The 21592-nt window shown below is 33.1% G+C and carries 13 protein-coding genes; 6 read left to right on the top strand and 7 right to left on the bottom strand.

Features of this window, described 5'->3' with window-relative positions; genetic code table 11:
- Nucleotides 1-20: 20 nt before the first annotated feature.
- The 7 genes from B2989_RS01730 to panC form a co-directional block, all read right to left on the bottom strand.
- A complete protein-coding gene (locus B2989_RS01730) occupies nt 21-956 on the bottom strand; it encodes a T9SS type A sorting domain-containing protein (protein WP_292943247.1) in 936 nt (311 codons plus the stop codon).
- On the bottom strand, nt 871-5760 hold the full coding sequence (locus tag B2989_RS01725; RefSeq protein WP_292943244.1) for a LamG-like jellyroll fold domain-containing protein: 4890 nt from the start codon (nt 5758-5760) through the stop codon (nt 871-873). Before B2989_RS01725 ends, B2989_RS01730 begins: the two co-directional genes overlap by 86 nt.
- A gap of 402 nt (nt 5761-6162) precedes the next feature.
- Nucleotides 6163-7524: a DNA repair protein RadA gene (gene radA, locus B2989_RS01720; protein ID WP_145005610.1), complete on the bottom strand. Its 1362-nt coding sequence runs from the start codon at nt 7522-7524 to the stop codon at nt 6163-6165.
- A 3-nt stretch (nt 7525-7527) separates the two neighbouring features.
- On the bottom strand, nt 7528-8673 hold the full coding sequence (locus B2989_RS01715) for an alpha/beta hydrolase (protein WP_292943239.1): 1146 nt from the start codon (nt 8671-8673) through the stop codon (nt 7528-7530).
- A 36-nt stretch (nt 8674-8709) separates the two neighbouring features.
- The gene (locus tag B2989_RS01710) at nt 8710-9666 is read right to left on the bottom strand and encodes a lysylphosphatidylglycerol synthase transmembrane domain-containing protein (RefSeq protein ID WP_292943236.1); all 957 of its coding nucleotides are present in this window, start codon (nt 9664-9666) and stop codon (nt 8710-8712) included.
- Entirely contained in the window at nt 9667-10017 is a 351-nt protein-coding gene (gene panD, locus B2989_RS01705; RefSeq protein ID WP_292943234.1) for an aspartate 1-decarboxylase, read from the bottom strand. It abuts the gene before it with no gap.
- Nucleotides 10018-10030: 13 nt separating this feature from the next.
- Nucleotides 10031-10879: a pantoate--beta-alanine ligase gene (gene panC / locus B2989_RS01700; RefSeq protein WP_292943231.1), complete on the bottom strand. Its 849-nt coding sequence runs from the start codon at nt 10877-10879 to the stop codon at nt 10031-10033.
- A 110-nt stretch (nt 10880-10989) separates the two neighbouring features.
- Here panC and B2989_RS01695 point away from each other — a divergent pair, with 110 nt between their 5' ends.
- The 6 genes from B2989_RS01695 to atpD all read left to right on the top strand — a co-directional run bounded on the left by B2989_RS01695 (nt 10990) and on the right by atpD (nt 21585).
- A complete protein-coding gene (locus tag B2989_RS01695) occupies nt 10990-11799 on the top strand; it encodes a glycogen/starch synthase (RefSeq protein WP_145005597.1) in 810 nt (269 codons plus the stop codon).
- Nucleotides 11800-11828: 29 nt separating this feature from the next.
- On the top strand, nt 11829-13463 hold the full coding sequence (locus B2989_RS01690) for a DUF4270 domain-containing protein (RefSeq protein ID WP_292943226.1): 1635 nt from the start codon (nt 11829-11831) through the stop codon (nt 13461-13463).
- A 6-nt stretch (nt 13464-13469) separates the two neighbouring features.
- Nucleotides 13470-15317, top strand: coding sequence for a glutamine--fructose-6-phosphate transaminase (isomerizing) (glmS, locus tag B2989_RS01685; protein WP_292943223.1), 1848 nt, complete (start codon nt 13470-13472; stop codon nt 15315-15317).
- Nucleotides 15318-15515: 198 nt separating this feature from the next.
- Entirely contained in the window at nt 15516-18293 is a 2778-nt protein-coding gene (locus B2989_RS01680; protein ID WP_292943220.1) for a TonB-dependent receptor, read from the top strand.
- A gap of 5 nt (nt 18294-18298) precedes the next feature.
- On the top strand, nt 18299-19900 hold the full coding sequence (locus tag B2989_RS01675; RefSeq protein ID WP_292943217.1) for an SGNH/GDSL hydrolase family protein: 1602 nt from the start codon (nt 18299-18301) through the stop codon (nt 19898-19900).
- Between the two features lie 176 nt (nt 19901-20076).
- Nucleotides 20077-21585, top strand: a complete 1509-nt coding sequence (atpD, locus tag B2989_RS01670; RefSeq protein WP_145005583.1) for a F0F1 ATP synthase subunit beta — start codon at nt 20077-20079, stop codon at nt 21583-21585.
- The last annotated feature ends 7 nt before the right edge of the window (nt 21586-21592 follow it).

Genomic DNA, 21592 nt, shown 5'->3' with positions numbered 1-21592 from the left:
TTTATGGAAGAGTGGTGAGATTAATCTATTATAATTTTTTTGTTTAGTATCTTACCTTCAACTGTTTTTAAGATTACCACATACATACCTGTACTAGCATTTTTTAGACTAATACCGGATTGCAAATCTTCAGCTTTGATATCTTGAATTTGAAAAATTTTCTGACCTAAAGCATTAAACAATGTTAGTGACTTTAGATCTTGATTTGATTGTTTTGCAAACAATTTATTACTGTTTGAATTGTAATAAATACCAAAATCGTTATTAAAAGTAAAACCGTCTGTACTTAATGTTTCTGATCCTTGAAATACAATATCAAATCTATTAGTATATACACCTGACTGAGATGTAAAATTATAACCTTGCTCTTGTGATAAGTCATAATAAGTACCCGTAAAATTATCTAATAAAAAGACAGGCTGATCTATTGGAAAATCAACAAATTGAGTCGCTTTTATATTGTACATGCCATTACCGTCCGCTTTAAATGTTAAGTCAACTACTTTATCTGAAGTAATCTCTGAATACGCCTGAAGCACCATAGTATTTTCCTCTAAGACCGTTAATAAATCATTATTAAAAGTCTCATATGCTTTTGCATCGTAACCATAGTCAAATTCATCACTTGTTACACTACTAAAACCCATTACTATTTCGCGACCCAAACCGTTAGAAGTGGTTAATTGCAATCTGATTTTTTTAATCACATCTTCTGTATTTGATGCTTCGCCTTCATTACTGGATGCTACTTGTCTAAAAAAAATTGTTTCGTCTGTTGCTTCTGTTTTAAAAACACGTTGCGAATTTAAAAATTTAATATCACCATCGTTAACAATTTCTACCACAAAACCTTGAGCTACTGGTAAAAATTTAGTTGGTGTTTTTACACCTTCTGCAGGTCCACCACCACTTTGAGTTGAGTCTCCATTTAATCCAATAAATTGATATGCTAACACCTGCCAGGTTATTTACAGTTGCATATCCTCCTTGATATTGATTTAAAATATGTGTATCTCCAGCCCATTGTTCCCATAAATAAATCTCTCCACTTATTACGCTACTATTATCTGCTAAAAAGGATGTTACATTTAATGCTGAAGGATATGGATTTCCTAAAACCGAAATTGTTCTTGTTGAACCACCAATAGAACCAGGACCACCTGTATCTAACGCAGTAATAATAATTGTTCCGTTATTAGGTTTTCCTTCAAATAAATATTGATAATCTGTTGTGCCTACACCTACTCCTTTTTGTGAGTAACCGTATCCTGTTGGTATAACATCTGTTTCATCAAAATTTAGCCAATTATAATATGAATATCCATTTTGATAAGTATGCGTCCAATATGTACTTATGCTTCCTACTTGGTCATAACTGGATGTAAATGGTATTGCTGCTCCAAATTCATCTTTTAAAAGATCTAAAGTAAACGGAGTATTATTTAAGTTAGAGGTTAATCCATTATTATTTGTGATGGAAGATACGCCTAAAGCTCCAACTGGACTTGCCCAATAGTTGTATCGATATTTATTATTTGTCCCTTCTTGTCGTCTTAATATTTTACCTTGAGAACCTGTCACTAAATCACTTGAAATAGATTGTATTAATTGAGAATCACCTGGAAGATCTAATGTACCATTTAACTCCAAATACCATGAATTATCAACATAATTATCACCTGATAAGTTAAATGTTTTGTCTGACTGAATTATTAATCCTAAGATAGTATGTGATGTTGTAGTAGAAATATTGTTGTTAATTTTAACAATACTCCAATCTTTATTTTTTGCTATTTCATTTATATCCCATACCTCTCCATGTTGCCAATTTGCTTCGGTAGTCCACAATCCATCTTGACTAGTCTGATATGGTAAAGGTGCTGTTTGAAAATAAATATTTTTAATATTATACAATTTAGCTCCTGTTGACTGGTCTATTGTTGGTGTTACTTTATTATCTGTGATGTCACCTTTATAAGCATCCATTTTATAATAGCGCACTAGATTATCGCCTATATCATTTGTGGAAATGTTTTTAGGAATTATCTTACCTTGATTAAAGTTTTCGTTTTCATTTAATTCTTGGTATACTGTTCGTTGTACCTCATCTTTTGTAAGCGCTACATCAAACACTCTAACTTCGTCAATTTCTCCATGGAAGTAGTTTGAATCTGAATTAGCCAACCTACCAATAGTAAAGTTAGAAGGATCCGCATTAACAACTCCAACATTTACAGGATCACCTTGAGCTTGACCATTTAAATATAAAATTGTTTCTGACCCATTTATTGTTACTGCTAGATGCACCCATATACCATCTTCGACAATATCTGTAGAGGTTAAAACATTATTACCATTTAATACAACTGAAACCGAATTATCGGAATCATTTACCATTAAATAAAAATTGCTTTGGCCAGCAACTATTCTATTTGAATTAAACGTATTATCTCCTTCTGATTTTATCCAAGCCATTAATGAAGCTGTTCCACTTGAAATTACATTACTATCCTGAACGTAATCATTACGACCGTCAAAAAATAGACTATAGGAATCTTCTATATCTCTTGGCGACCCATATAGTGTATTATCAGAATCAAATGCATCCAAAACACCATCGTTATCCGCATCAGTACTTCCATCTATAACACCATTGTTATCCGCATCTAAAAAATAATAAATAGTATTACTAATATCACTACCATTTGAAATATCATCTAAATTATCATTACTATCTACATCTAAATAGTCTGGAATACCATCACCATCAGTATCTACGGGAAAATTATATCCATTATATCCTGCTCCATGATCATCTGAGTCCGCATCGTTATCATTACCATCTATTAATGCTAAAAGACCATCATTATCAAAGTCGTCATTTGCTATACCTGTACCAGCATCATTACCATCTCCTACACCATCTCCATCTATATCCAAGTCGCCAAATCCATCATTTTCGACAACATCAAAAATAGAATCATTATCAGAATCTAAATCCAAATAATCTGGAGTACCATCTCCATCTGTATCCAAACCTGTCAAGCCTTCAAATGCATCATGCATTCCATTACCATTACTATCTGACCATGCTACTCCAGAAAAAACCAATCCATCTCTATCATAATCACCACCAAATGGAAAAGCTCCATATTCATATATATTAGGTATACCATCATTATCATTATCTAAATCAAAAACATCGGCTACTCCATCGTTATCCAAATCACATAATGATTGCGTTATTCTGATATCATCTAAAGCTAAATCGTTACCTAAACCTCCAGGTGAATTATTTATAAATTGAATAACAAATTCTGATTGATTAATAATTATTGATGTCCCAAACTCTTTCCATACAGAATCCACACAACTATTTCCAGAATTACATCTGGTAATATCACCTGTATCAAATGAAGCTAACTCTGTTGTGTAATCAGATGACAAAAACCTAACTGTGATGTTTGGATTTATTCTAGGCAATTCGCTTGAACTAAACCTATTGTCTGCGTTATCTATATTTATAGCCCAAAAACTATAGTTAACAGGTACGTTTGGTAAAATCCCTGATATTGCTGTTTCATAAAAAACACCTGGATCCGTTGCTGCATTAAATATTGCCATCCTTCCGTTTGTATCTCCTGGTGTATGGTCTTCTCCTTTATACCAAGCATAATGAGCAAAATTTGCAATATTTTCTCCCGTAGCAGTTACATTATTATTTAAAGCATCACCATTTGTGACAGAGTAATGTACGACGTACTCTCCATCATTTAGGTTTACATCTGCATCACACTCATCTGCAGATAATCCAGAAACACCATCTTCATAACAATATGAAGTAGTTACTCCAATTGTATTTCCATTTATAGCTGCTCGATTTAAACCAAATCCAAAATCTTCATTTAAAAATTCGGTTTCAACAACAGAAGCATTACTATACATTAAACACTGTAATTGTTCTTCTCCATCAGTTATACCATCATTATCATCATCAATATCAATATTGTTTGACACACCATCTCCATCTGTATCAGGATACAACTCTTGACCATCCCCTTTAATTACGTATGTAAAAGGGTTCTCGTCCGGATCGTCACTATTTAACAACACGACAGCTGTAATATTATTATTTATAGTACTTGGATCAAAACTAATTGAAAAAGATACAACGCCTCCCGCTGCAAGTGTTGTTCCTGCTGCTGGCTGTGTTAAGATAGAAAAATCAGCACTAGAACCTGCTTGAAGTTGAACTGGAACAGCTCCTAAAACTAAGGGCTGAGAACCACTATTAACTATTTTAAAAACTCTTGTTTTTGCACCACCATTAATATCATAAGTTCCAAAGTCGGTAAAATTAGAATACGTAGTTTGGGTTTGTCCATTTATAATTTCAGAACTATTTCCTGTAACTGTTATATCTTGAGGCGCACTAGGGTCTAACCCTATATTAACTTTATAATCTTCATAATCTATTACTGTAGCAGTAGAGCAGCCACTGTCAGGTGACCAATATTGTCTCATACCAATACGCATAGTAGTTGCACCATGAACTGCAGTAAAAGGAACAGTAAACTCCCTTGAAGCATAAGGAAAAGATACATTAGACTCCTCTCCACCAGCATTACCATTAGAACGATACACCCTCTCACTTCCTGTATCAAAAACACCATCCTGATTAAAGTCTATAAATGCTACCCATCCAGACCTATGATTACTAGCAGTTAAATTGGTATTTCCATCTATTAAAATAGATAAGTCATAACTATTTCCTAAATATAAATCTGCAGCAGGAATATGTGTAAAATCCTCGTAACCTCCTCCATCGCCTGAGTCATTATCAATTGTAACAGTTTCTCCTGGTAAAGTGACATTAGTAATGTATCGTATTCCACTTGTTATTCCAGATGGTGTACAATAATTATTTAAGACAGTTACAGATACTGTACCTTGTACACATTGATTAATATTATTACATAAATTATAAGTAAAGCTATCTGCACCTAAAAAATTAGCGTTTGGAATATATTGGAAAATACCATCCGAAATTTCTGAAACCGATCCATTACTTGGCAATGTAGATATAGCATAATCATCAGAGTCACCACCTGTAGTTCCAATATAATCATTGGCAGCTACATTTACTTGATTATCCAAACCAGCAGTACTGTTTTTAGTCACAGTCAATTCCTCATTTACAGCAATTGGTGTAGCAGATATTGGTGTTACATTTAATGTGTAATCTTCCACCTCTGCTCTATCAATAAATGTACAGGCATCCGTAATACTTCCTCCATGGTAAGTTGCAGCAACCCTTAAAACAACTGATCCTGGAATCGAAACATTACCTACTGCAAAAGATGCATTAGTAGTATAAGTTGATTGATTATTATTTACTGCTATACCTGAATCATAAACCTCTATATAAGTTCCATTTCCCTCATAGTCAATCCACATTTTTACCTTTACATTTCCCCATGTCTCTTTTACATGATCAATAGTCACATTATAAGTGTTACCGACAGTCACATTTACGGATTGAGAAGTAAAATCTTTATATACAGCATTATCACCTCCTGAAAAATTAATTAGTTGACTTGCTCCATCTCCATTTATTTGCACATTACTAATATTAAAATAGTCCCATGATTGCATCCCTGAAGGAATACATTGTGCTTTAACAGTTTGATTACCGATTAAAAGCAAAATAAACACCACTACTTTTAAGCAAATATTTGCTAGAGCTTGTTTTAAAACCATTTGTTTAAGGAATAATATATTGATATTGAGCACATCAAAATGTTGTTTGAAGGAAAATTCAGATAAATTAGTATGAAAAATGTTTTTGTCTATAAAAAACAAACAACCAGGTTAAAAAGTATTTTAACCTAACTATTTTATCAAATAAAAGCGATATTTTTTTACCATTCAAAACACTCATAATAAACTAAATTATAGATTTATAGCATATATTTTACTTTCTTTTAAAAGCTATGAGGGAAAGGATTTACATAAAAGCAAGATACCTACGACAAATATCATATGTAGGTTTCAATTTACCTTTTATTTTCGTTAGAACGTAATATTAATCCGTTTAAAGACACAACGCATGGTTTTGTTCATTAACAAAAACTATCTCAAAATTATAATTACAATTGAAGTTTAAGTAATTATCAAATCTACTAAGTCTTCAATTTTAGAGATTAATTGGATTTTTATTGCTGTATTTTTTAAAGAAATTTTATTGTATTTAGATACAAATATAGTGGAGAAGCCCAGTTTTTCTGCCTCAAGTATACGTTGTTCCACACGCTGTACTGGTCTGATTTCTCCAGATAAACCTACTTCTGCAGCAAAACAAAAATTTGCTTGTAAAGCTTCGTCTTCATTTGAGGACAAAATTGCTGCTACCACAGCTAAATCTATTGCTGGATCATCCACAGATATACCTCCAGTTATATTTAAAAAAACATCCTTTGCGCCAAGCCTGAAGCCTGCACGTTTTTCTAAAACTGCTAACAACATATTTAGTCGTTTAGCATTAAATCCAGTTGCACTACGTTGAGGCGTACCATAAACTGCTGTACTAACCAATGCCTGAACCTCAATCATTAATGGACGCATACCTTCTAATGTTGCTGCTATAGCGTTACCAGACAACTCGTCATCTTTTTTTGAAATTAATATTTCGCTTGGATTAGAAACTTCTCTTAATCCCGAACCTTGCATTTCATATATTCCAAGTTCGTGTGTAGATCCGAATCGGTTTTTTTGCGCACGTAAAATTCTAAAAACATGGTTACGATCTCCTTCAAACTGAAGCACTGTATCTACCATGTGTTCTAATATTTTTGGTCCAGCGATGTTACCATCTTTTGTTATATGACCAATCAAAATTACTGGTGTATTGGTTTCTTTAGCGAATTTAATAAGCTCAGTCGTACACTCTTTAACCTGGCTGATACTTCCACTTGAAGATTCGATATAATCAGAATGCAATGTTTGAATAGAATCAATAATTACAATATCTGGTTCTAAGGCTTCGATTTGCTTAAAAATATTTTGTGTTTTTGTTTCAGTAAGAATGTAGCAACTTTCGTTTTCCGGGTTTATACGCTCGGCACGCATTTTTATTTGCTTTTGACTTTCTTCTCCAGAAACGTATAAGGTTTTATAAGGTAATTTTAATGAAATTTGAAGTAACAATGTACTTTTACCAATACCTGGTTCTCCGCCCAAAAGCGTTAAAGATCCTGGTACAATCCCACCACCCAACACACGATTAAACTCCGCATCAAGCGTATCTAATCTTGCTTCTTTAGAAGAATCAATTTCGTTTATTCTTAATGGTTTTGATGCTCGTTTTGTATTATTAGTCGGTGTTTTCCAATCGCTTTTTTCTGGTTTTTGCACAACCTCTTCAACAATTGTATTCCACTCCTTACAGGCATTACATTGTCCTTGCCATTTAGCATATTGCGTACCGCAATTTTGACAAAAAAAGGTGGTTTTTACTTTAGCCATAAGTTAATATCCAAAATCTGCTTTAATCTGTTCTGATAATTCTAAAACGTGATCTTTAGTAATACCTGCTATTTCTGATAGTACATAGGCCGACTGGTATGTTTTCATTGCTTTTTTAGGCTCTCCTGTTTCTTCATAAAAGCGTCCTAAATAATAATTTCCTAATAATGTATCTGGATATTCTTTTCTAGCTAATTTTCCTAAATCCTCAAAATATTCCCAATTTTCTTTCTTTTTAATAGCTGCTTCAATTGCTTTAAAATCGTTAATTAAAATTGGTTTTTCTATTCCAAACAACTCATCAATCATTTGGTATTTTTCCGTCAGGTAATCCACTGGATTGCCTTCTAGATTTAGAATTGTTTCTTTGTACTCTTTTTTACTAATTGGCTGAAACACTAAAAAGATACTCTCTAACGCTTTAGGAATTGCATGAGTAGGTAAGGTATAGTGTGATGGTCCATCAAACGTCTCAAATGTTTTTAAAACATTATTATTGTCTACTGCTTTTAATGCGTTAGACAAAGCTTCAGTTTGTTCATGAATATTTGAGGCATCATTGGTAGTACTTGCTAAATAGTAAAACGTTTTTTGTTCTAGTTTAGGAAATACTTCTGTTAAATAATTAGCCATATCTGGAGCTAACTCTGGACTTAAGACAATATAAGATTGAAATAAAGGAATACCTTTTAACAGATAGTAATTAATAAAATTTGCTGTTTTACCATGTCCTACAGCAACTTTAAAGTTTTCTGTACGGAAGGTTTTATCTATAAACGGAACCAACTCCATGCTAATAAACTCAAAAAAGGCTGCTCCACTTTCGATTGGCAGAGAGTTTTGTTCGCTATAATAACAATCGTTTTCTCTTAATCCGTATTGATTAACACCAATAACAATAGCTTCTGGTATGTCTTCCCAATAGGCATAATAGTCCACATTTCCTGCAACAGGTTCAAACAAGTAATCTGCATCAAAAACATATATAACGGGATATTTTTTACTTGATGTATCGTAGTTTCTTGGTAATTGAATTTTTATTTGTCTAGTTTCTCCTAGCCTTTCAGAGTTAAGCTCTTTATATATAGTTTGCGCACTAAGGTTAGACGTTAAAAATAAACCTACAAATAGAAAAAATATATGTTTCATGATGTGTGATGATTAAGTTTGGGTGTAAGTTACAAATTATTTGTTTCGGTTAAAAAAGGGAAGGTATAATAACGAAATTCCTCCAAAAACAAAAACCAAAATTGTTTGCGAGCTCCACATAATCCAACCAAATGCACGACTTGGGTCCACTGGCAGATTAAATAAAGTAAAAGCAATAACAATAGCTTCTGGATACGACCCTATACCTCCATTTGTAGCTGCAATACTAAAACTTGCTAAAATAAACCCTATTAAAACAGCTCCAAATGGCATAGCGTTTAAATCGGGAAAAGCTAGCGTAGTTACATAAAACATAAGCACGTACATGGTCCAAATAAATAAAGTGTGAAATATAAAGGCCCACTTTTTTTTCATTTTAAAAATACTAAGAGCTCCTTCAATCAAACCAGTTACAAATCCTTTAATTTTTAAAGCTATTTTTGACTGACTTCTTTTTATAAAAAGAATAAAAAATAGTGCAAAAACCGTTAAGATTAGTCCTGCAACAAGGATTTTAGTAAAATCAAATTTATCCACTAAAAAACTGTATATAAAGTCAAATTGCAAAAACAAAGTAATTGCTATTATACCTAACATGACTATCATATCTGCTATACGCTCTGCTACTATTGTACCAAATCCTTTTTCAAAAGGGACGCCTTCATAATTAGTCAATATAGTTGCTCTTGCTACTTCTCCAGCTCTAGGGATTGTGTAATTAATTAAGTAAGTAGCAAATACAGCCATTATACTATTCCCTAATTTTATTTTATAACCTAAAGGTTCTAACATAAATAACCAACGATAGGCTCTAGACAAGTGACTTAGTAAGCCAAAAAAAACACCTAATAAAATGTATTTATAATCTGCATTTTTAGCAAACTGAACTATATCTGTAAAAGATAATTGAGATAGAGAATACCATATTAAAAAAACTCCCAATAAAATTGGGAGCGTTATTTTTAATATTTTTACTAGAAGCCTTTTGGACATTTACTTTAACAGGTTGGTCGCTTCGTCAGGAAAAACTAAAGAAGGCTTAAACACTTTAGCTACTTCAATATCCATAAACGCATACGTTATTAATATCAAGATGTCGTCTTTTGCAACTAATCTTGAGGCAGCTCCATTTAATGTGATTTCACCACTGTTTCTTGGGCCAGGAATGGCATATGTCTCTAGTCTTGCACCATTGTTATTGTTAACAATTTGCACTTTTTCACCTTGAATAATATTTGCTGCATCCATCAAATCCTCGTCAATGGTTATACTACCTATATAATTTAGGTCAGCTCCTGTTACTTTTACTCTGTGAATCTTAGATTTTACTACTTGTATTTGCATAGGGCAAAGATAATTAATTTAGAGCGATATTATCTATTAATCTGATGTCGTCTGCATAAACTGCAATAAACGCTCTGTAAGTGTTAGTTTTATTTTTTCTTTTTACGGTTTTTAAAGTGTCAACATTAGCTATAATAAAATATTCTAATTGCAATAACTCATGTTTATCAAACTGTTGTTGAACCCACTTTGTTGTTTTATCTGCACTTTTTGTGCCAAACTTAACTTTAGCTTCTTTAAGTGTTTTGTATATAAAAGGTGCTGCTTGTTTGTAGTCAGGTTTTAAACGTACATTTCTAGAACTCATAGCTAAACCTGAGCTTTCTCTAAAAATATCACACCCAACTATTGTTACAGGCAGCTGATATTTACTCACTAATTTTTTTATAATTGCCAATTGCTGGAAATCTTTCTCTCCAAAGTAAGCGTTATTAGGTGTTACAATTTCAAATAATCGTTTAACAATAGTACCTACACCATCAAAATGTCCAGCTCTAAATTTTCCTTCCATTTCAAACTCCAAGCCATCAAAACTAAATTGTTGGGCTTTTGTATTACCATCATAAATATCATCTACGGTTGGTGCATACACAATTATTTTGTCAGAAACGGTCTTTAAAAGAGCAACATCGTCCTCTAAAGTTCGTGGATATTTTGCTAAATCGTCAGCATTATCAAATTGAGTAGGGTTAACAAAAATACTAACAACTAACCTAGAGTTATTAGCCAATCCTTCCTTTACCAATGACAAATGTCCTTGATGTAAAGCTCCCATAGTAGGTACAAAACCAATAGTTTCTCCCTCTTGTTTTAACAAGGAAATATGGGCACCAATTTTAGATTTATTAGTAAATACAAGCATTTTTAATATTTAATTAACGGATGCAAACTTAATATTTTAGTGGCAATCTGCATAAAATTTTGTACTTTTGCGTGTTTTTTAATGATAATTCTGAAAAAGCTATACAATATATGAAAGATAAGAGGATATTATATGTATCATCTGAAGTGGTGCCTTATTTACCGGAAACAGAAATTTCTTCAATGTCATTTGAAACACCTAGGATGATCAATCAGCAAGGTGGACAAATAAGAATTTTCATGCCTAGATATGGAAATATCAACGAAAGAAGACATCAATTACATGAAGTTATCCGTCTTTCTGGTATTAATTTAGTTGTGAATGATTTAGACATGCCTTTAATTATTAAAGTAGCCTCTATACCTAAAGAACGTATTCAAGTTTACTTTATAGATAACGATGAATATTTTAAAAGAAAAGCAACACTTACAGATGAGGATGGAAATTTATTTTCTGATAATGATGAAAGAGCTATCTTTTTTGCTAAAGGAGTTATTGAAACCGTTAAAAAATTAAATTGGTCACCAGATATTATTCACGTTCATGGATGGTTAGCCTCTTTACTACCACTATATTTAAAGCAATTTTACAAAGACGAACCTTTATTTAACGAAAGTAAAATTGTTACTTCAGTATATAAAAGTGGCTTTGAAAACGAGTTAAATTCAAAATTAGTTGATAAAATTAAATTTGATAATATTGATGAAGATCAAATAAAGGATTTAGTTAAGCCTACTTATAATAATCTAATGAAGGTAGCAATAGACAACTCTGACGCCTTAATTGTTGGATCAGAAGATTTACCTGAAGAGCTAACATCCTATTTAAAAGAGTCTAAAAAACCTGTACTAGATTTTCATGCTAAAGACGAATTTAGCGAAGCATACACTAATTTTTATACAACTAGCGTTTTAGACTAACGCAATATTGCCATATTTAAGAAATATCTATGAAAAGATTCATATTAAAAAGCATCAAACCATTAGTCGTTTTGATGATTATTGCCTTTACCGCTATTGCTTGCGACAAAGATTTTGTAAATGTAGAAAGTGATATTAGAGGTGCTCAAAATTTTTCTACAAGTAGTAGAGTTTTCCCTTTTATAGCATACAATAAAAAATTAGAAGGAGTACAAACAAGTGGTCTATCTAGTAATGTTTTAGGTATATATAACGATCCTAATTACGGATCAACAGCTGCAAGTTTTATCTCTCAAATTACACCTGACGATTTAGCTCCAGATTTTGGTGACAATCCATCAATACTTTCTGTTAAATTATATCTTCCGTATTTTTCTACAGTAACTGAAACTGATGAAGATGGTAACTCAACTTACACTCTAGACTCAATATATGGAGATTCTTCAAGTCCTTTTAAATTATCTATTTACAAATCTAGTTACTTTTTAAGAAACTTAGATCCTGAAACAAATTTTGAGGACGAACAAGCTTATTATTCAAACGCTTACACTAATTTAAACTTAGAAGCTTTTGAAGAACAATTACTTTATCCTGCAGATCCTAATCAAACATTTACACCTAGTGCTTTAGAGCATGTAATTCAAGCAGAGGTTGAACCAGGAGAAGACCCTGAAGTTGAAGAAAGATTAGCTCCAGGAATTTATGTTGATTTAAACGATCCAAGTATTGTACCTGCTAACTTTTGGGAAGACATAATCTTTGCTGCAGACGGAAGCGCAAACCCTGCAATTACAAATGCAGCTGACTTTAAAAACTTTTTTAGAGGACTAATTTTAAAAGTTGAGCAAAACGATACTTCTGTTGACGGTAGCTTACTGTTTTTAGACCTTACTACTAATGCTAAAGTTGAAATTAAGTATGAATATGATGGTGATGACGCAGGAGATAGAGAAACAGGAACCTACACCTTTAACTTTAACGGTAACAAGTTTAATACTTTTAAAAACCTTTCAAACTTTACACCATTAACAGACGGAAATAGCACTTCTGGTGATGATCAATTATTCATTAAAGGATTTGAAGGATCAATGACTGTTTTAGACTTATTTAACGGTAACATTATTGACGAAAACAACGCTACTCAAGATTCTTGGGAATACTTTAAAGGTAAAAATGGACAATGGTTAATTAATGAAGCTAATCTAAATCTATATGTAGATCATAGTGCTTATACTGGAGGAACATCAGAGCCAGACAGGATAATGATTTATGATTTAAAAAACAACCTTCCAATTATCGATTATTTTGTTGATGTAACTAGTAACTCAACAGATCCTTATAACTCAAAAATAATTTACTCTCCAAAACTTGAAAGAGATGATAGCGGAAACGGAGTGAAATATAAAATTAGACTTACTGAGCATATTAATAACATCTTATTAAATGACTCGACTAATACAAAATTAGGTATTTACGTAACCAATAATATTAACTTATTTGGAACTTCAAAAGTATTTAATACTAATGAAAGTAACATTGTAAATATTATTCCTCAAAGTTCAGTTATCGCTCCAGAAGGAACAATACTTTACGGGAATACACCAGCTGTTCCAGAAAACGTAAGAGCTAGTTTTGAAATTTTTTATACAGAACCTGAAAATTAAATTATTATGTGTGGTATTGTTGGATATATAGGTCATAGAGAAGCTTATTCTATTGTAATGGAAGGCTTAAAACGATTAGAGTACAGAGGTTATGATAGCGCAGGTATTGCGCTATATGATGGTACTGATATCAAATTATCTAAGACTAAAGGTAAAGTCGCTGATCTAGAAGAACGTGTAAAAGAAGAAATCACAACAGAAGGAACAGTTGGAATAGGTCATACAAGATGGGCAACGCATGGTGTACCAAACGATGTAAATTCTCATCCACATTATTCTAATTCAGGTGATCTAGTTATAATTCATAACGGAATTATTGAAAATTACGACTCGATAAAAACAGAGCTTATAAAAAGAGGTTACGTTTTTAAATCAGACACAGATACAGAAGTCTTAATAAATCTGATTGAAGAAGTTAAGAAAAAACAAAACGTAAAATTAGGTAAGGCTGTACAACTAGCACTTAACGAGGTTGTTGGAGCTTATGCTATTGCTGTTTTTGACAAAAACAAACCAAACGAAATTGTCGTAGCTAAACTAGGTAGTCCTTTAGCAATTGGAATTGGAGAAGACGAGTTTTTTATAGCAAGTGATGCCTCTCCTTTTATTGAATATACAAAAAATGCTATTTATCTTGAAGATGAAGAAATGGCAATTGTGCGTCGAAATAAAAAAATAAAAATCAGAAAAATCAAAGACGATTCTGAAGTTAATCCCTCAATGCAGGAGCTTAAGTTTAATCTTGAGCAAATTGAAAAAGGTGGTTACGAGCATTTTATGCTTAAAGAAATCCATGAGCAACCAAATGCAATCAGGGATACTTACAGAGGTCGTTTATTAGCCAATGAAGGAATAATCCGTATGGCTGGTATAGATGATAATATAGAAAAGTTTTTGAATGCTAATCGTATTATTATAGTAGCTTGTGGTACTTCTTGGCATGCAGGATTGGTAGCCGAGTATATTTTTGAAGACCTTGCTAGAATACCTGTAGAAGTAGAATACGCATCAGAGTTTAGATACCGTAATCCTGTAATTACAGAAAAGGATGTGGTAATAGCAATTTCTCAATCTGGAGAAACAGCAGACACACTTGCAGCGATTAAATTAGCAAAATCAAAAGGTGCTTTTGTATTTGGAGTTTGTAATGTCGTTGGATCTACTATTGCTAGAGAAACAAATGCTGGAGCATATACACACGCTGGACCAGAAATAGGTGTAGCTTCCACTAAAGCTTTTACAACACAAATTACTGTTTTGACTTTAATAGCTTTAAAGTTAGCTAAAGCTAATGGAAGTATGTCAAATTCAGATTTCCATCATCATTTACAAGAGTTAGAGCTAATACCTGAAAAAGTAAAAGAAGCTTTAAAAGCAGATGAACACATTAAAAAAGTAGCCGAAATATATAAAGATGCTAAAAACTGTTTGTATTTAGGTCGTGGATATAATTTTCCTGTAGCTTTGGAAGGTGCATTAAAGCTAAAAGAGATATCATACATTCATGCAGAAGGTTATCCTGCTGCAGAAATGAAGCATGGACCAATTGCATTGATTGACGAGCAAATGCCTGTTTTTGTAATAGCTACTAAAAAAGGACACTACGAAAAAGTTGTAAGCAATATTCAAGAAATTAAATCTAGATCAGGTAAAATAATAGGTATAGTTACCACAGGAGATGTAGACGTTAAAAATGTTGCAGATCATGTAATTGAAGTACCAGAGACAATAGAGTCTTTAACTCCATTACTTACAACAATTCCTCTTCAACTATTATCTTACCATATTGCGGTAATGCTTGAAAAAAATGTCGATCAACCACGAAATTTAGCAAAATCTGTTACTGTAGAGTAGTCAGATAACTGTTTATACATCAAAGACGCTTTAAAGCTTCTAATTACGCAAAAACCAACCCTGTTTTTTGTGAATAATTAGCTTTAAAGCGTCTTTTTTTTAGAAATACTTATTATGCGTGCATAATTTATTCTCACTTTTTCTAAAAATTTCGTTAAAAAACGTATATTGGCATTATAAATTAACTAAATCTAAAAAATGAGAACAATCCTTTCAATTGTATTTTTGTGCTTTTGCGGACTAACTTTTTCGCAAACAACGATCACAGGAACAGTAGTAGATGATGTAAGTCAGCAACCAATTCCTAGTGCAAACATTATTATTACTGGCACATCAGTAGGAACAGCAACTGATTTTGATGGTAACTTTTCGTTAACGACTGATCAAAATCCTCCTTTCACTATACAAATAAGTAGTGTAGGTTTTGCTTCTAAAGATGTTGAAGTAACAACTAATAAACAAATTATTAATGTTGTCCTTAATGAAGGTACAGCGTTAGACGAAGTAGTAATTTCTGCGTCTAGAACTCCAGAACGTATTTTTGAATCTCCAGTTACTGTAGAGCGATTTGGATTAAAAGAAATTAAAAACACTGCATCTGCAGATTTTTATGATGGTTTAGAAAACCTAAAAGGTGTAGATGTTAACACTAACAGTTTAACCTTCAAATCTGTAAATACGCGTGGTTTTGCAACTTTTGCAAATACACGATTTATGCAATTAGTTGATGGTATGGACAACTCTACTCCTGCTTTAAACTTCCCTATTGGAAACTTAGTAGGTATGACAGAAACTGATGTATTAAGTGTAGAGTTATTACCTGGTGCATCATCTGCCTTATATGGTGCAAATGCATTTAATGGTATTTTATTTATGAGAAGTAAAAACCCATTTGATCATGAAGGTATTAGTGCTTCTTTTAAAAGAGGTATAACATCTCAAGAAGCTGCAGGTGACAATCCGTACACCGATTTAAGTGTAAGAATGGCGCACAAGTTTAGCGATAAATTTGCTGCAAAAATTAACTTTGGTTACTTAAAAGGTACAGATTGGCAAGCGACTAGTGAAGTTGACAAAATTGACCCAACTAGAACAAGATCAAACACAAACTATGACGGAATAAATGTCTATGGTGATGAAGTTTCAACTAACATTAGAGCTGCATCAGGTCTAGGTGTTATACCAGATGTTGTAGTAAGTAGAACAGGTTATAACGAAAGAGACTTAACACCATACAATGCAGAAAGCGTAAAAGCAGATTGGGGTTTATATTACCGTCCAATTGAAGGTAACAGTTTAGAGTTTTCATATGTTGGTAAAGTAGGAACAGGTACCACTATTTATCAAGGAACAAACAGATATAATATTGATGGTTTTTTCCAACAACAACACAAACTAGAAGTAAGAAACGACAACTTTTTTGTTAGAGCTTATGAAGTGTCTGACAAAGCAGGAGATTCTTATGACATGGTGTTTACAGGAATTAATGTTAACAGAGCTTGGAAAAGTGACGAAGACTGGTTTGGTGATTATATAGCAACTTATGCTGGAATTGAACTAGGTGGTAACCCATTAGGATTAACAGACCAACAAAAACATGATGCAGCAAGAGCAGCAGCAGACACAGGAAGATACGAACCAGGATCACCACAATTTAAAAGTGCATTTAACAAAAGTATAAATGATCCAAATTTAGCTACTGGGTCTAAATTTCAAGATGCATCAAAATATTTTCATAGTGATGCAAATTACAACTTTAGCCACTTAGTGGATATTGCAGATATACAAGTTGGTGGTTCTTATAGAAAATACACACTAAATTCTGGTGGTACAATATACACTGATGGTCAAAGCCCAATTGAATATTCTGAATTTGGAGTATATTCTCAAATACAGAAAGATATTGAATTATCAGAAGAAATGGAGCTTAAATTAACCTTATCAGGTCGTTATGACAAATCAGAATTATTTGATGGTTTCTTCTCTCCAAGATTATCAGCTGGTTTAACTTTAAACAGAAATCATAATATTAGAGCTTCTGTACAAACAGGATTTAGAAACCCGACAACTCAAGATTTATTTATTGGATTAGATGCTGGTAGAGCAATTTTAGTAGGTTCTGCTCCTGACAACTTAAATAGATATACTAGAGATTTTAATGTTAGTTTTGAAGGTCAAACCATGTTTGGACAACCTAGTACAGTTACTCAAACAGGTGCAGCTGCATACAACAACTCATATTCAGCAAGTTCTGTTACAGCTTTTGCTGCTGCAGGAAACCCAGCTTTATTAACAGTTGCTAACCCTGAAATTATTAAACCGGAAAAAGTAACTTCTCTTGAAGTTGGTTATAGAGGAAAATACGAAAGTGTAATAGTAGATATTAGCGCTTATTACAACAAGTATGAAGACTTTATTTCTCAAGAAGTTGTAATAGCTCCTTTTTACGGAACAGTAAGTAATGGAGGACTTGGTGATGGAGGACTTTCTGCTCAAGCAATTGCTAATGGAGATTATCAAGCTTATAGTGCTTACACAAACTCTGATGCAGATGTTAACTCTTATGGAGCATCTATTGGACTTTCTACTAAAGTACTAAATGGATTTGACCTAGGAGGAAGTTATACTTTTACTAAACAAGATTTTGATCAAGCTGCTAACCCAGATTTCCAAACTAGCTTTAATACACCAGAACACAAATTTAAAGCAACTTTTGGTCATACAGATTTATTTGAAAACTTTGGATTTAACATCGCATATAGGTTTAGTGATGATTATTTCTGGGAAGCAACATTTGGAAATGGTATAGTACCAGAATTTCATGTATTAGATGCGCAAATTAATTATGAAGTACCTAGCATAAAATCAGTTATCAAAGTAGGAGCTACAAACCTTACAGGTAACGAGTACTTTACTGCTTTTGGTACAGGATTTATTGGATCTATGTATTATGCATCAATAACTATTAATAACTAATAATAATGAAGACTTTAAAAAACATAAAATACATTGGACTTATTGCTATTGCAATTGGCTTCACATCTTGTAATGATGAATCAGATTATGAAGAGTTTTTAGATGTACAACCAGACACAGGTGTTGTATTACCAACACTAACTAATGGTTCTGTAGATTTTTCAAAATACGTAGCTTTAGGCGCATCATTTACTTCTGGTTACACTGATGGCGCTTTATTTAAAGCAGCTCAAGAAAATTCATTTCCAAACACATTATCTAAACAATTTGTTAAGGTAAATGGTACTGCTATAACGCTACCATTAATGAATGATAATATTGGAGGTCTTGTATTTGGATCAACAGTTGTGGCTAATCCAAGATTATTTTTTAATGGTTCTGGACCACAAGTTTTACCTGCTACACCAACAACAGATATTACAACTAGTTTAGCTGCAGATGGTAGCATCTTTACTAATGTAGGTGTTCCTGGAGCTAAAAGTACACATATAGATTTTAATGGATACGCTACTGCAAACCCTTACTTTGGTCGTATGGCTACAAGTTCAACAATTTCAATGTTAGAATATGCAATTGCACAAAACCCAACATTTTTTACACTGTCTGAAATTGGTGGGAATGATGTTTTAGGATATGCAACTACAGGTGGAGATGGATCAGACCCTATCACACCTACTGCAACTTTTGATGTAGTTTTTACTGATATGGTTAATCAATTAACTGCTGTTTGTCCTAACGGAGTTGTAACTAATGTGCCATACATAACCGACTTACCACACTTTACAACTGTACCGCATAACCCATTAGATCCTACAAACCCTAGCTTTGGACCACAAATACCATTATTAAACTCAATATTTGGAGCTTTAAACCCAATATTTAATGCAGTAGATCCAGCTAGAGCAATTGTATTTTCTGAAACATCAGCAAGTCCTGTTGTTATTAAAGATGAAAGTTTAGCAGATATTTCTGCAATCATAATTCAACAATTAAATGCAAGTCCAACCTTCCCAGGTTTTATAGCACAATTTGGTTTACCTGCATCCGCAGCACCATTAGTAGCAAATTTATTAGGTGCTACTTATGGACAATCAAGACAGGCTACTGAAGCTGATTTATTGGTATTACCTAGCTCTTCAATTATAGGAACAGTTAATACTGCCAATGTTGCAACTTTAATGGGACAGGGTTTACCACAAGCCTTAGCAGGACAATTCTCTGTAGAAGGTGTTAGTTTACCTTTGGCAGACAAATGGGTAGTATTACCATCAGAACAAGCTGAAATCAAAACTGCAACAGATGCCTACAACGCAACTATTGCAAGTGTAGCAAACTCTAAAGGTTTAGCTTTAGTAGATTTAAACGCTATTTTAAGTCAAGCCTCTGTAATGGGAGTAGAATTTGATGATTACAACTTATCAACAAGTCTAGTTACTGGTGGTTTAGTAAGTTTAGATGGTGTGCATTTAACAGCAAGAGGATACGCTTTAATGGCTAATAAATTTTTAGAAGCTATAGATGCAACTTACGGATCAAACTTTGTAGCTTCAGGTAATGTTGCTAAAGCAGAAGACTTTGGTGTAACATATTCTCCAGCACTACAATAAAAACAAAAATTATATAATTTATAAACACCTGTTATTCTGTGTTAAGATAGCAGGTGTTTTTTTATAGATAAAAAAGGAAATCCTCCTTTTTTTTTAAATTAAAACACCTATCTTTGCACGCGAAAACAGAAGGTGTTTTCTTTCAATTAAATACCATAATATTAAATAGATAAGTAATGTCAAAAGTTACAGGTAAAGTTGCTCAAATAGTAGGTCCAGTTATCGATGTAGAATTCGCTGCTGGTTCTGAACTACCAAAAATTTACGATTCATTAGAAATTATCAAGGCTGATGGTTCAAAATTAGTATTAGAAGTACAATCTCACATTGGTGAAGACACTGTACGTACAATCGCTATGGATTCTTCAGATGGTCTTAGTAGAGGAACAGAAGTTATTGCTACTGGTGCTCCAATACAAATGCCAATTGGTGGAGATGTTTACGGACGTCTATTTAACGTGATTGGAGATGCAATTGATGGTTTAGGAGAACTACCTAAAGCAGGAGATGCAGGATTACCAATACACAGATCTGCTCCAAAATTTGAAGATTTATCAACATCTACAGAAGTATTATTTACAGGTATTAAAGTAATTGACTTAATTGAGCCTTACGCAAAAGGAGGTAAAATTGGATTATTTGGTGGTGCAGGAGTTGGAAAAACAGTATTAATCCAAGAGTTAATTAACAATATTGCAAAAGGACACGGTGGATTATCTGTTTTTGCAGGAGTTGGAGAAAGAACACGTGAAGGTAACGATTTACTTCGTGAGATGTTAGAGTCAGGAATTATCAAGTATGGTGATGACTTTATGCATTCTATGGAAGAAGGTGGATGGGATCTTCAAAAAGTGGATAAAAATATAATGAAAGAGTCTAAGGCTACTTTCGTATTTGGACAAATGAATGAGCCACCTGGAGCTCGTGCTCGTGTAGCACTTTCAGGATTAACTATAGCAGAATACTTCCGTGATGGAGCTGGAGAAGGACAAGGAAAAGATGTACTTTTCTTTGTTGATAATATCTTCCGTTTTACACAAGCTGGATCTGAGGTGTCTGCATTATTAGGTCGTATGCCTTCTGCAGTAGGTTACCAACCAACATTAGCAACCGAAATGGGTGCAATGCAAGAGCGTATTACATCAACTAAAAGAGGTTCTATTACATCTGTACAAGCGGTATATGTACCTGCGGATGATTTAACGGATCCTGCACCAGCAACAACGTTTGCTCACTTAGATGCTACAACAGTATTATCTCGTAAAATTGCAGAGCTTGGTATTTATCCAGCGGTAGATCCATTAGATTCTACTTCTAGAATTTTAACAGCAGACATTTTAGGTGATGAGCACTACAACTGTGCACAACGTGTTAAAGAGTTATTACAACGTTATAAAGAATTGCAAGATATTATCGCCATTTTAGGTATGGAGGAATTATCTGAAGAGGATAAAATGGCTGTAGGTAGAGCAAGACGTGTACAACGTTTCTTATCTCAACCATTCCACGTAGCTGAACAGTTTACAGGTCTTAAAGGTGTTTTAGTAGACATTAAAGAAACTATTAAAGGATTTAATATGATTATGGATGGTGGTTTAGATCACTTACCAGAAGCTGCATTTAACCTTAAAGGATCTATTGAAGAAGCTATTGAAGCAGGAGAAAAAATGCTTGCTGAAGCTTAATCTAAAA

It is taken from the genome of Olleya sp. UBA1516 (assembly GCF_002323495.1).
In the GTDB taxonomy this organism is placed as follows: Bacteria; Bacteroidota; Bacteroidia; order Flavobacteriales; family Flavobacteriaceae; genus Olleya.
Note: the sequence above shows the minus strand (reverse complement) of the source record. Positions and strands in the feature narration are given on the sequence as shown.